Source organism: Bacillus sp. TH30, assembly GCF_016650875.1.
GTDB classification, from domain to species: Bacteria; Bacillota; Bacilli; order Bacillales; family Bacillaceae_G; genus Bacillus_A; species Bacillus_A mycoides.
Window position 1 is genome coordinate 18,183 of sequence record NZ_JAEKEY010000001.1, and the last position, 13,368, is coordinate 31,550.

General features: G+C 29.9%; 13 protein-coding genes and 1 pseudogene. 12 read left to right on the top strand and 2 right to left on the bottom strand.

The features are described from left to right. Positions 1–10: 10 nt before the first annotated feature. Positions 11–403, bottom strand: a pseudogene (locus JFU20_RS00115) (cardiolipin synthase); the annotation flags it as partial. A 471-nt stretch (positions 404–874) separates the two neighbouring features. Here JFU20_RS00115 and hfq point away from each other — a divergent pair. From hfq to JFU20_RS00140, 4 genes are all read left to right on the top strand, one after another. Continuing rightward, positions 875–1,063: an RNA chaperone Hfq gene (gene hfq, locus JFU20_RS00120; RefSeq protein ID WP_078205087.1), complete on the top strand. Its 189-nt coding sequence runs from the start codon at positions 875–877 to the stop codon at positions 1,061–1,063. 79 nt (positions 1,064–1,142) lie between these two features. Then, positions 1,143–2,579, top strand: coding sequence for a toll/interleukin-1 receptor domain-containing protein (locus tag JFU20_RS00125; RefSeq protein WP_078205088.1), 1,437 nt, complete (start codon positions 1,143–1,145; stop codon positions 2,577–2,579). A 38-nt stretch (positions 2,580–2,617) separates the two neighbouring features. After that, a complete protein-coding gene (locus JFU20_RS00130) occupies positions 2,618–3,292 on the top strand; it encodes a DUF6037 family protein (RefSeq protein ID WP_201038158.1) in 675 nt (224 codons plus the stop codon). A gap of 458 nt (positions 3,293–3,750) precedes the next feature. Beyond that, complete coding sequence (locus tag JFU20_RS00140; protein ID WP_201038160.1) at positions 3,751–4,056, top strand: N-acetyltransferase; 306 nt, start codon at positions 3,751–3,753, stop codon at positions 4,054–4,056. Between the two features lie 463 nt (positions 4,057–4,519). Here the strand turns inward: JFU20_RS00140 and JFU20_RS00145 are convergent, their stop codons facing one another. Next, positions 4,520–5,398 (bottom strand): hypothetical protein, encoded by an 879-nt coding sequence (locus JFU20_RS00145; RefSeq protein WP_201038161.1) that lies wholly within the window; start codon positions 5,396–5,398, stop codon positions 4,520–4,522. A 344-nt stretch (positions 5,399–5,742) separates the two neighbouring features. On the opposite strand from JFU20_RS00145, the gene JFU20_RS30320 reads away from it, so the two are divergent. The 8 genes from JFU20_RS30320 to JFU20_RS00180 all read left to right on the top strand — a co-directional run bounded on the left by JFU20_RS30320 (position 5,743) and on the right by JFU20_RS00180 (position 13,221). Continuing rightward, on the top strand, positions 5,743–5,868 hold the full coding sequence (locus JFU20_RS30320; protein WP_274606569.1) for a hypothetical protein: 126 nt from the start codon (positions 5,743–5,745) through the stop codon (positions 5,866–5,868). A gap of 658 nt (positions 5,869–6,526) precedes the next feature. Further along, positions 6,527–7,135, top strand: coding sequence for a hypothetical protein (locus JFU20_RS00150; RefSeq protein WP_078205589.1), 609 nt, complete (start codon positions 6,527–6,529; stop codon positions 7,133–7,135). Position 7,136: 1 nt separating this feature from the next. Beyond that, positions 7,137–7,730 carry a 7-cyano-7-deazaguanine synthase gene (locus JFU20_RS00155; protein WP_176127016.1) on the top strand — a complete coding sequence of 198 codons (594 nt, stop codon included), beginning with the start codon at positions 7,137–7,139 and terminating at the stop codon, positions 7,728–7,730. Beyond that, positions 7,696–8,673, top strand: a complete 978-nt coding sequence (locus JFU20_RS00160; protein ID WP_078205587.1) for a hypothetical protein — start codon at positions 7,696–7,698, stop codon at positions 8,671–8,673. The genes JFU20_RS00155 and JFU20_RS00160 overlap by 35 nt, the downstream gene beginning before the upstream one ends. Before the next feature lie 13 nt (positions 8,674–8,686). After that, positions 8,687–9,613 (top strand): CBASS oligonucleotide cyclase, encoded by a 927-nt coding sequence (locus tag JFU20_RS00165; RefSeq protein ID WP_078205586.1) that lies wholly within the window; start codon positions 8,687–8,689, stop codon positions 9,611–9,613. Positions 9,614–10,299: 686 nt separating this feature from the next. Further along, positions 10,300–10,602 (top strand): hypothetical protein, encoded by a 303-nt coding sequence (locus tag JFU20_RS00170; RefSeq protein WP_078205585.1) that lies wholly within the window; start codon positions 10,300–10,302, stop codon positions 10,600–10,602. A 13-nt stretch (positions 10,603–10,615) separates the two neighbouring features. Beyond that, positions 10,616–11,626: a zinc-ribbon domain-containing protein gene (locus JFU20_RS00175; protein ID WP_078205584.1), complete on the top strand. Its 1,011-nt coding sequence runs from the start codon at positions 10,616–10,618 to the stop codon at positions 11,624–11,626. 701 nt (positions 11,627–12,327) lie between these two features. Beyond that, on the top strand, positions 12,328–13,221 hold the full coding sequence (locus tag JFU20_RS00180; RefSeq protein WP_201038162.1) for an ETX/MTX2 family pore-forming toxin: 894 nt from the start codon (positions 12,328–12,330) through the stop codon (positions 13,219–13,221). Positions 13,222–13,368: the final 147 nt, after the last annotated feature.

A 13,368-nucleotide genomic window follows, 5' to 3' on the forward strand; every position in this document is an offset into this window, starting at 1 on the left:
ATCTTATGAATTAGGAGAAATCATTATAAGTTATAATTATTAATTGTTTTACTTGTTCTTTTAATTCATCAAGGTTCTTACCGCTAATATTGTCAGTAATAGTTTCATGTCTTTCATTTTTTAATACAATTGTTTTTCCGACAAGTTGTGCCTTAGAAGACATCTTATTTTCATTAATAGTTTCTATGTTTATCTGAAGATCTGCTTTGTTATTTTCAGCAAAGATAATGGCGAATGGTTCAATTGATCCGTAGTAGTTTCCAAATAATTGATTCTTTTTCAAAAACATCATATATTTTTTATTAACTTTAGGTTCGATATATAAAGGATCCTTATTTTGAACCTCTTTAGTAGTTACCTTAGTAGCTTTTTTTGTAACTGTGCCATCTGGTGCAACAACTGCTGTAGGAAGACATAAAAGTCTAAACTCAAATCTCATGAACAATCGTTGATAAATAGCCATTATCATAAATTTTGTAGGTACTTTCATGTTTCAATAACGGGACATGAAAGTCTAAACCTTTTAACATAGGACAAGAAAGTCTAAACTACTTAGCCAATAATAATAATAAAATGCTCATGAAATGTTTTGATTTTAATTGTATGCACTAGTATAAAAATCAAGTGTAAATAAATCAGAGTATGCTCTAATCCGTCTGCATTATAGAGGTATAACATACGACATTCATTTTAAAAATCATAAAATCAGATTCACTTATATGAGAGATAAAAGCCCTCCTACAATTAGGAGGGCTTTTAAATACCAACATATTAAATGTTTCGTGGGAATTTATAAATTTTTAATCAATGATGACTTTATTCCAATAATATCAATACCTGAAATATGGTACGATTTAAAGAGGTAGGGAAATATATGAGAATGATACAGGAGGATTTGTATAAAGAAATAATAGATACAAAAAGAACGGTTACTATATTTTTGAAAAGTGGTGTTCCGATACGAGGACAAATACTTTCAATGGATACATACTCTGTTCTTGTAATGGCTTATAATAAACAACAATTAATTTACAAAAAAGCCATTTCCACTATTACTAAGTAATTTTTGATAGCTAAAAAATTTAAAATAACAAGATGAGAATTGCCCATAAATTGTACTAACTAAAGGAGTGGATACCCATATGGAAAATAAGTTAAACCCTGGTTCAAAACCACCAAAAATATTCATATCATATGCTTGGACATCTCAGGAATACCAAGAGAAAGTCATCAAATTTGCACAGCGTCTAATGGAAAATGGTATTGATGTTGTTGCAGATTTTTGGAATTTAAATCCTGGTAATAGCCTGTTTGCTTTTATGGAAAGTATGGTAACAGATCATACGATTGATAAAGTATTAGTCCTATGTAATAAATTGTATACTGACAAAGCAGCATCTTATGCTGGAGGTGTAGGTACAGAAACACAAATTATAGGACCACAAATATATAATAAGGTGAAACAAGAAAAGTTTATTCCTATTATTTTAGAAAGAGAAGAATTAGATAAAGACTATATTCCTGTGCATATGAATGGTCTAATCTATATTGATTTGGATCATAATTTTGAAAAAGGATTTGAAGAGTTACTTCGCTTAGTGTATAACCAGCCATTATTAAGAAAGCCAAAATTAGGAACGGCTCCAAGCTATTTATTTGAGGAAAAAAAAACGAGCTTTAAGGTAGATGGAATTTTATCTTCTATGCAGGATGCTATGATTCACCGACCTGGAAGAATAGCATCCTTATGCTATGACTATAAAAGAGCTCTTTTAGAAGATTTAGAAGCATATCGAGTAATAGAATTATCCGAACCGTATGATGAGCAGGTATATAATCTAATTCATGAAATGATTCCATTAAGAAAGAACTACATTAAATTTGTGGAGCTATTATGCAGTGATCAAACAGTATTTGATACTAAAATGATTACCGATTTTTTTGAGACTCTAAATGTTTATTCTGGTTCTTTTGGTACGACTGGTCCAATTGAATTTGAACATTTTCGATATTTTATCCATGAGCTTTTCTTATACACTATAACAATATTAATTTCTAGGAAAATGTATGATAAACTTCATGAAATTTGTAAGCATAGATATTTTGTAAAATATAATAATTATGATGAATTACAAGATGGAAGTTATGGATTCTTCTATTTTTATTTACATAGCCTAATAGACACTCGAAATAGAAGATTACAATTAAACCGTACAAGTGTACATGCTGATTTAATCAAGGAACAATCTATTTCCTCTGGATACTCATGGGAGAATCTAATAGAGGCCGACTGTTTATTGTATTGCATAAAAGATATTCAACGATTATTAGGAAAGAAGCAAGAATATAGTAAACGTTGGTATCCTGTAACATATGGTTATTTCCAGTTTTCAGATCCTATATTACCTATACTTCAAAGATTAAAATCAAGAGAGCACTTTAATGAAATAAAAAAATTATTAGGGGTTGAGAGTGTAGAACAATTGGAAAATGTAAAAAAACTTTCAGCAGAAGAAGAATATAGGTCAAGCGTTCCGTCACTAAATAATTTACTACCAAATGAATTAGCAATATACTAACCAAATGTGAAATGTAAGTAATTAAAGGGGAGTATTATATGTCAAAAACAATTAACCTAACAAGACTTTTTTCATTGTCACATTCAATGCTAAAACAGCAGCTTGATTACCAAGTTATAAATGGAATTCAGTACAAAAATGATCTGCAAATATGCGCTATATTTAAATATGATTACATAGATTTAAAGAAAAAGAAGTACAATGAATCCTCAGACAAAGAATATGTATTAGGATTATTTAAAAAAGGAACCAGAGAGTATATAGAATTACCACTAAAACATAAAAAAACGAAGCAATTTGAATCATTTGAATTACCAATAAAACTTGATAATAATTTGTACAATGAACTAAAAATTTTTTTAGAAATTGATCAGTCAAAACATGGGGATTTTCATCCATGGCACTTTTTTAAAGCCTTAAATGCTGCCATACCAACAAAAGCTAGTCAAAACAACCTAGATAGAAGAGTTTGCTCATACTCATATCCTACAAGCAAAGATAATGAACATGAAAAAATTTATTTTCTCAGTTTTAGGGATAATGATAAAAGAGGGGAGAAACGCAGTCTGGAAAATTACGCAAAAGCACAAAAACTCTTACCTTATGCTAACAAAATTATAGGAAATAGAAATATATCAGTATGTTTTACCACTATGCCGAAAGATATTAATAAAGAAATAAGAGAAATGGATTATAAAATAAACGATTTATAAGATTTATTTGTGTTTACAATAAAGTAAACGCATCGCAAAATTTTCCATAATCGAGATATAGATCTGCTTCATTTGAGTTTAATAAAAAAAGGAGGGATAGACATCTTTTTTAATAAAACAAACCGAACTAAAAATCTTGAAAAAGAAATTTTGTCTTTAACTTCTGAATTAAATGGATTAAAAGAAAAAAAGATTCATCTAGATGAATCTAAGTACATTTATACAACTATAAAAAAAGGGATTATTAATAATACGAAATACTGCCTATTAGCACGTAGTGATTCATTAACCAAATTAAATAGCATGCATTCGTTAGCTAAATTTACTAATTCACTACAAAAAAGGTAGAATCCTCTGAAATTCCATTAAATACACAAGATTTATTTATAGGGAAAATAAGAGAAGTATTAATTGAACAAAATGGATCATATGATTTACTTACTTATTTAAAGTATGAAATGCATACTAAGAACGAGAAGGTAGCAGAGTTTATGATTGGATATTATGGGGATTCAGAAGAGCTCCGCATTTGTACTATCGAAATACTAGAAAATAGTAAGCGAAATATGGGTATTGGTACTTGGATACTTCGTTTCATTTTAGAATTTGGAAACGACTTACAAGTAAAAAAAATAACTGGTGCTGCAAGACCTTTAAATATTTCTGATCCAAATATGTGTCCTTCCAGATTAATGACGTTTTATGAAAAAAACGGGTTTACTATTCTTAATAAAGATACAGGGGATTTCGAGATTAAACTATGATATTTGGTTTAATAAAGTTCTACAAATTACAAAATGTATGAAAAAATACTAGTTCTATAATGTAAAAAGACATGAAAGTAGGAACTAATTTTATAGTATAAAATGCTGAACTATTAACGGATACAGTTCATTTAGTACCCATTTTCTTGTCCAAATATCAAGACAAGAAAATGGGTACTTTTTTAAACTAAGACACCAAGGGGGATACTTTCTGACTAAAAAAACTATTTATATCTAGATGTAAGTTGTGTGCCATTCTTAATTTATTTAATAAAAAATTCAATTTAATTTGAGGGAAGGTGAGTTTCTAATTCTTGTTTAATTGTTAAGAACCTATTTAAAATGGCATCATTCTCTATTTCCTCATTTAATTTTATTCTCCTATGTAGTAGGTTTTTATTTTGAAATGAATCTAATTCTTTTTCAATATTTTTCAATTCTTTTTCATATTTAATATCGAATTTTACATTTGAATAATCAAATGCCGCAAGGAGGGGGCATTATCTTGTTTTTTTATATTAGGATTAATAATATATCGAGTCATTACTTCATTTAGTGCTCTGTCATTAGTCACAAATATAGGTATTTTATCATATTTGATTTCTCGACATACATTAACAACCCAAGCTAAATCAGTAGCAGCGTTCCAAATCCCGTGAATATAAGAATCTCTTTTAGATAAATGTTTCTTTTTTTTAATATGAATTAAACTCTCCATACCTTTTCCATTGCTTAGTTTAAAGCCACCAAAGATTAAAATGGCAACTCCTAAGTGTGCTAGACTTATAAGATCTAATTGCTCAGTAATAAATTGAAAATAACTTCTTAATTTCTCATAATTTTTTTGCTTTCTGTCATCTATAAGTTGTTTTATCTTTAAAATACATATATACGACATAATTAAATTTGTAGTGATATAGGGGGGATCAATAGCTTTAAAAAGAGGTTCCATTATTTCCTTTAGGAAATTCAAGTTATTATTAGATTGGAATTTTCCGGTAGGATATAATACTTGTGATACAGATAAATCTGATAATATATATTCAATACAGTCTACTCTTTTTACGAATTTAGGTATGTTTAAAGAATAATTATTTAAAATATCCCTACAACTTTCATTTAATGCTTGATCCGTATTATATGAAACCTTAAATTCCTTAATGAATTTTATCATATCAAAAAAGTCAGTTAAAGTTTCTAAGTCATTACTTTTTTTCCAACTATCAATAGTTTTTAAAGGATCTAAAAAATAATTTTCTATATAGATGCAGATATTGGAATCAAGTATTAATATATATTTATTAATATCATACTTCTTTAAAAGGTTTCTATATTTATACAACGATTTCTGTTTGTAATGGGTGATGAGTATAAAAATGGCATTGGATCATTCCTTATTTAAATTGTTAATATGTATTATATCAATTAATATGCTTATTAAACATAAAAAAATAATTTTAGACTAATATAATTACACCAATTTATATTTAATTGATGATAATTATACCTATATATATTGTCATTAAAATGAAAAACATAAAAAAAGGGAATTAATTGAATTATGATACAATAATGCATATACACTTAATTGTTAACATGAATGGAGGAAGATGAATCACCAAATATATACTTTCTTTTTTAAAAAAATCATGGTGGCAGTCAATATAATGGTTTTGGAGAGCTAATATGTCAACTTGCTCATTTGTCACTGACAGAAAATACGGATTATTCCACAAGAAAAGATGGCGCTGGGGAGTTGCAGGTGTTGAATGCTACTGGAAGTTAACTGATGGTTTTAAACATGCTTGGTAAGCAAAATATTTTTGGGGTTATCTCGAAACAACTTAATGGAAACAAATTTCCGAGTCAATAGAAAGCGCATTAGCGAAGCATCCAAATTTAACAAAATAGTGTGTATGCTTATCTCGTGATTAAAATGATAGCCGAAAAAAGGTCGTGGGGGACAAATCATGAATTCTAACACTGGGATAAATAGGATGAACATGTTGAGAAATGGAGTCAATTGGCTAAAGAAAAAGGTGTGAAGGTACAATTTGCTTATTGGTGTAAGCATGAAATTAGTCTAATGATACAAACGACAGATAACACCCCTTATACTGGCACGTCATTAGACTGGTTTAACGAACCTGTAATACAGCATAATCGGCTAAAAAATCTAGAGATTCCTTAGGAGAACAATTTACACTTGAATTTCATGTAGATTTACCTATAGCAAAACATTTTGATGGTTTAGTTTTAACTCCCAAATGTGAAAATAACTTAAAAAGCTTAAGACTATTGCAAATAAATTATTACTGAAAAGTAGAAGACTATATTAAAATTACATAGAGCTAAAATTGTTTTAGTTATTTTCTAGTAAAATTATTCTTGCCTACTAAACAAACTTATAGGTAGAATTTTACATATTACAATGATATAATTTTTATGAAATGAATAATGAGGTGTTTCCATGTCACAGGATATAATGAAAAAAGAGATTAAGAATTTAAAGAAAAAAGCTGAACAAAATCGACAAATGCATTTAAGTATAAGTAGAAAAGCAAATTTAGTGAACAAAATGCTCCATACGATTGCATTAATCGGTTCTTCCTTAACGGCTATCCTAACTTTTGCAGAATATAAGACGTTTATCCCATGGTTTCCTTGGTTAACTGATGGAAATTATAAGTTAATTATTGGCAGTTTCGCTGGTCTAATCTTTATTATAACTATTTTAGAAGAGTACTTGGGGTTGGGGAAAAAGGCCGCCATTCATGAAACAATTGGAAAGCAGCTAACCACTTTCATACGAACAGCAAGTAACTTGGAAACCTATGAAACTCTTACACAGGATGATTGTAATCAGCTGGTAAATGAATATACTGTAATTAATGAAAATGCACCTATAATTCCTGATAAGGTTTTTCTTAAAGAGAAGAAACGATTGTATATGAAAATTGACATTAGTAAAAAACTTGAACAAACACCTCATATGTCCATACGATTGTATATTATTAAGATGAAATTTAAACAACTTTTTTCGTCAGATGTAACAAATCATGAAGATAGGGAGAATTAAAATGAGTAAAGAAAATTCTACTTATTCAACATTGATATTATTAAGTGGAGGAATAGATTCTGCTGCATTAGTACGATATCATATTTCTCAAGGAGACGCCATTGAAGCTATTTTTTTTGATTATGGGCAGAAAAGTTATAAACAAGAATTTTTAGCTGCAAAGCAAATAAGTGAACATTATGGTATAAAGCTCCATCATAAAAAATTGGGATTTAAACTTAGTGATTATGATGGAGAATACTATTGTCGAAATGCCCTTTTTATTTTGGCAGGATGTGGACATACTAAAGTACCTGTATCCTTAATCTCTATTGGGATTCACTCAGGCACTCCATACTATGACAGTTCTCCAACCTTCATTGAAGATATTCAGAATATTCTTGATGGTTATTTTGGAGGAGCTACAAGAGTAATAGCACCATTTCTTAAGTATGCTAAGGGCCAGGTTTATGAATATGCTATGAAGAGTGGAGTACCTATCCAGTTGACATACAGTTGTGAACTAGGACAGATAGAACCTTGTGGAAAGTGTCTTTCATGTATTGATAGGGGGATATTAAATGAATCAGCATCTATCCAAAATTCGAAAGATTAAAAAAATAGATTATGATACGCCTATTCTTGTTCCGTCGTTTTCAAGTAAAGGATTCCCTCATGTTAAAGAGCTTCATAGTTATCTTAAAGAAAAATTAACTGAGGCTTCTCTTATAAGTGTGTATGACTTGTACTATAAATATCTAGAGCATTCTCAAATTTATGAATCGGATATTTTAATTGTAGATAGTGGAGGCTATGAAAGCAATCATGAACATGATATCTCTGATATTTATAATTCTTTGTACATACCCAAAGAATGGAATGTAGAATTATATGAAAGTCAAGTGAAAATATTAAAACCTATTACAGATATATTATTGGTTAATTTTGATCCTAAAGAAGTATATACACTAAGAGAACAAGTGGAACTTGCGCAAGAGAGTTTTAGTAAATCCCCTGAATTTTCAAGCGATTTTTTATGTAAACCGTTTAATTATGGTGAGTTACTTATAGATGTAGATAATTTAACAAAACAGATTAATCTTCTTTCTACCTTTGATGTAGTAGGATTCACAGAAAAAGAGCTGGGAGGTTCTGTATTTGAACGGGCTATGAGCATTTATAAAATTAGAAGAGCTTTGATGAAAATAGGATTAGAGACACCTATCCATATTTTTGGGTGTGTTGATCCTATATCTATCGTATTGTATTTTTTGTGTGGAGCTGATATTTTTGATGGCTTATCTTGGCTGCGCTTCTCATTTAAAAATAATACGCCAACATATTTAAACCATCATGCATTATATTCGGGGATTTGGAATCAATTAGATAATGAAGTTAAGGTATTAAGTTATGTGGAAAACCTTGGAGTTCTATCGCAGTTAAAAGATCAGATGATTTCCTTTTCAAAATCATCTGATTGGGAAGAACTGGGGGTGGGCGCTACAGAACTTCGAGAGATCAAACGGATTCTTAAAGTAATTATGCAAAATTATAAATAGAGGGGGAAGTATAATGGGCGGTAGTGGAGGCAATAATATTCCTTCTAAGACCCTTAGTCAGTTAGAACAAGAAAAACAAGAACAACTAGAGATAGAGAGATTTGAAATGGATATTAATCAGTACATTAAAGACTATTTTCAGGAAGTAAATAGTCGAGATGTTGAGGGGATTAATCGGCACTTAGAAACTATAAAAAATGCACTTGAAAAAGATATAGAAGGTTTTGTTGATTTAAAGTTTGGTGGTTCAGTAATTAAAAATACTTATTCAGCTGGGATAAGCGATGTTGATATGTTAGTTCAAATTAACAACACAAATTATGCCAAAGCGCAACCAATAGAAGTACTCAAGCATTTTAAAGAGCAGATAGAAAAAAGATTACCTAAAACCGAAGTGAAGATTGGTAAATTAGCTATAACTGTAAAATTTAAATCTGGTCATGAGATTCAGTTATTACCTAGTATCAAAACTGCAACGGGTTATCGTATTCCGAGACCTGGAGAAAATAATTGGAGTAACGTTATAAGACCACGTAAATTTGCAGAAAAACTAACTAATGTTAATAAATTAAATCATAATAAGGTTGTTCCATTAATTAAGTTAATGAAAAACATTAATGCTGCTTTACCTAAGCAAAGACAACTATCAGGATACCATCTTGAATCGTTGGCTATAGATGCTTTTAAGATTCCCAATCATACACCTAAAACATATAAAGGAATGGTTGAACATTTCTGTCGCCATGCTGAAAGGGCTGTTTTAAAACCAATTACTGATAGCACAGGTCAGTCATTACATGTAGATACTTATTTAGGAAATGCTAAAAGCCCTGAGCGTCAAAGAGCTAGTAATACATTTAAGCAATTACTGAAAAAAATGGAAAGTGCAAATCACTCAAAATCTTTAGATCAATGGAAAGTGATTTTAGGAAGCAAGTAAATACATTGTATGTAGATGAAATTAGTTTGTGATGATGAATTATTAGATAAAGGCTATGGTTTAGAGAGTTAAATACATTAACGTCAAACTTTGAAGCAATATTTACTAGTAAAAGTAGATTACTACACAATTGCCTCTTATCATTAATAAAAATACATCACTATTAAATAGTGATGTATTTTTATTTTAGAAAGAATCGTTATACACAACTATACAGAAATAAAGTTCTCTTTTAATTAATAAGTTTGCTATTGAAAATCATGGTAAAGATGCACGTAGATATATATAACTAAAGCAATTCCTTTATAAAAAAGTACCCACTTTCTTGTCCTAAAACAATGATAAGAATAGTAATATCCACTTTCTTGTCTAAAAAGTATCCATTTTCATGTCTTTCTACATGTAGAAAGACATAAATCTCTAAACTAAAATCTCATGAAACAACATTGATAAATCGCCATTATCTTAAATTTTGTTTAGACTTTCATGTCCCGTTACTGAGACATGAAGGTCTAAACTTTTCGAATTTGAGACAAGAAAATTTAAACTACTTAGTCATTAACATCTGTAACTTACATTATTATAATAAATGAAAATAATGAGAAAATCATACCTTTTGCCTAATTGCACGTATGAATATTCTGATACAATAGAATTAAATAAATTTAAAGTTAGGGTGAAGCGTAATGTGGGATAGTCATTTCCATGGTCCTCCAAGTAAAGTGAAAGTTGAAGAGATTTCTTCGGAAAACAATAGTGATAAAACTTTTAAAGTTGGACAAATATATTCACATCCATTATATGTTTATAAGCTAGAGATTTCTAAAATTGAAGCGTATAAAGGTGAAAGTTATAGTTATAGAAATGCATCTATATTTGTAAAGCCTTGCTTTCCTAATAGGGAAAATGAAATTGTTAAATTAGATGAGTATGAGATGACTACAGAAGAATTGAACGCAGACAAATGGTGGATTGAATTAGAAAAGTAGAGGTGAGAATACTATGATTAATTTACTTATAAATACAGATCTTTCTAAAAAGCTGTTAAGTGAATGGCATCCTACCAAGAATGGTCGCTTGAATCCTGAAGATATTACATATGGAAGTTACGAATATATTTGGTGGGAATGCTCTGAGGGGCATGTTTGGGGATCAACTCCAAGTGATAGGCTGAAAGTTGAAGATGAGCTTTGTCCAAAGTGTATGAAGAAAAAGCAGCAGCTAGATAAATTAAACAATGTTAATAAAATAGAAGCTAAATCACTTAGAGATATTGATCCAGGTTTATCTAAGCAATGGAATTTCAAAAGAAATGCAGATGTAACACCTGATAATGAGATGATTGACGAAGAGAATTGGAATGTTAGATGGTGGATATGTGGTAGGGGTCATGAGTGGAAGGAGTCTGTTAGAAGTAGACTTCATGATAAAACTGTGTGTCCATACTGTTCAAATAAGAAAGTTTGCAAAGACAACTCATTAGCAACAATGTATCCAGAGATAGCAAAGGAGTTTTGTATCTTTGACACATGTTATCGGCAGAAAGTCCGAAATCCATATGAGGCAATTTATACTTCAAATGAAGAAGTAATGTGGGTTTGTAAAGAAGGTCATATGTGGAGAGAAAAAATAAATTTAAGAGTGAAAAATGGTAAGGGATGTAGAACGTGTGAAAAGTATCAACAGTCAATTGCTCTTCATAACCCAGAAATAGCAAAAGAATGGCATCCTACAAAGAATAAAGAAGTATATGGTGTAACAACAGCTGAGGAGACATCTACCAGATGTAACGAAAGAGCATGGTGGGTTTGTGGTAAGTGTGGACATGAATATAAAGCAATGGTCAAAGCTAGACATGAAGGGGCTGCAAAATGTCCATCATGTTATCCTCCAGAACCAAGGGTAAGAAAAAAGAAAAGAGAAGCTTTATTTCAAACTTATAATAAGATGGAAGATAATAGGGTTATCTTTGAGAAGAATTTAAGAGGAAAATTTAAAGATAGTGAAGGATAGCTTGAAATCTTTTTTCAAATTTGTGCTGGGAAGCTAGAAAAACAAAAAAAGTGTCCTTTTTGCTTTTTTTGTTTTTTACATGTTATTTTGTGGAAATGAATTTAAATAAAAGTACCTATAAATATCAAAGGTGCTCATTTTACTATATCTAGACCTTTCTATTTTGTGTAGCCAGGTCTTTTATTATATGTTCTATTTATGAAAGTTAATTTAGTACGATAGAATATTTTCAATGCTTCTAGAAATCATAGCCGTGCTTTTTTGTTATATAGGGGTACGGAAACGATTCAGGGAATGAGGGGCCGCTCTGGGATTAAATTACAATTTCGAAATTCAAACAAAAACTGAAAGTAAACTCTTTTAATGTTCATTTAGTGAAAACGAGTTTAACAAAAGTATGAAAATAGCAAATTGATACGAACCAGCTGTATTATTTCCATTATCACAAAAAGAACTTGTAGTAATTTCTACAAGTTTTTTTTGTTTTTTATTATAAATTTGAAAGTAACATTTTGAATATTTGTTTACATCCCTAATATGCTATGTAAAAATTTCTAAGAAATTATTAAAGTTTTCTCAATACAAAAAATGGGATTTTTATGATGTGTTAATGAAATGAGCCTGTCTATCAACCCTTCTTTAACTCCAATGCTCTAGTGATTTAGTAAGTTAAATTAAAAACGGAAAGAAGGTTAATATTTATGGCAATTTTTGATTTAGATGCATATTTGGTAGCACTAGCAAAAAAGGTTGCTCCTTCATATGCTCCACTCATAACTGAAGCAATTACTACAAGTTTATCAATCGAAAATGCAGAAAGTTATGGTTTTGAAATTAAAAGTAGTAAACCTCAAGGTACAATGTTTATAGGAGAATCTGACCTTAGGAATGATACGAATGATACTCAAACAATACATTCTGATTCTTTTACTAAAACAATTACTGATTCTGCAACTTTTTCAGTAACGAATGGAATAACGGCTGGAGTTAATATAAGTATTGGTGGGAAAATCTTTGGCATGGGTGTAGAAACAAGTATGTCGTTTGAAGTGAGTACAAGTACTACTAAAGGACAAACTAGCGAAGAATCTGTTGCATACACAGTCCCTAGCCAATCGGTTGTTGTACCTCCTAAATCTACAAGATATGTATATACTGCACTAGAAAGAAGTCAATTAGAAGGAATTATCCGTTTAAAAGCAGATTTATCTGGTATTTGTCATGTAATGATGAAAATTCAATCGTTAGTATTGCCGATATTTACTGGTAATATATATGAATTTATAAATACTTATCAATCATACCATCCGTTACCAAGTGGGATTTCATTAAATCACAAAGATAAATCCATCCATTTTGAAGGAGTTTCAGACTATCTCTATGGTACTGGTACAAAATTCCGTGTCACTATAACAGATAAACCTTCTTCACAAGGAATTCAAGAACACAAGCCATTTGATGCTAAGACGGGGCTTGGTACTTATGAAATTAATTTAGATGGGAAAAAATTAGGTTTTGATCTTGATGATCTGAAAGACCAAATGGAACCTGAAGTTTTTGAAAAGCTTAAGGAACTACAAAATGAAATAGTGTAACTAAAAAAGAGCAAACTAATAAAAATCAATTGTGTTATTACCATTATGTCAAAAAGAACTTGTAGGAATCTCTACAAGTTCTTTTTTTATTATAAATTTGAAGGTGAATTTTTAAATATTAGAATACGCTGTAAATATTTTTTCTCA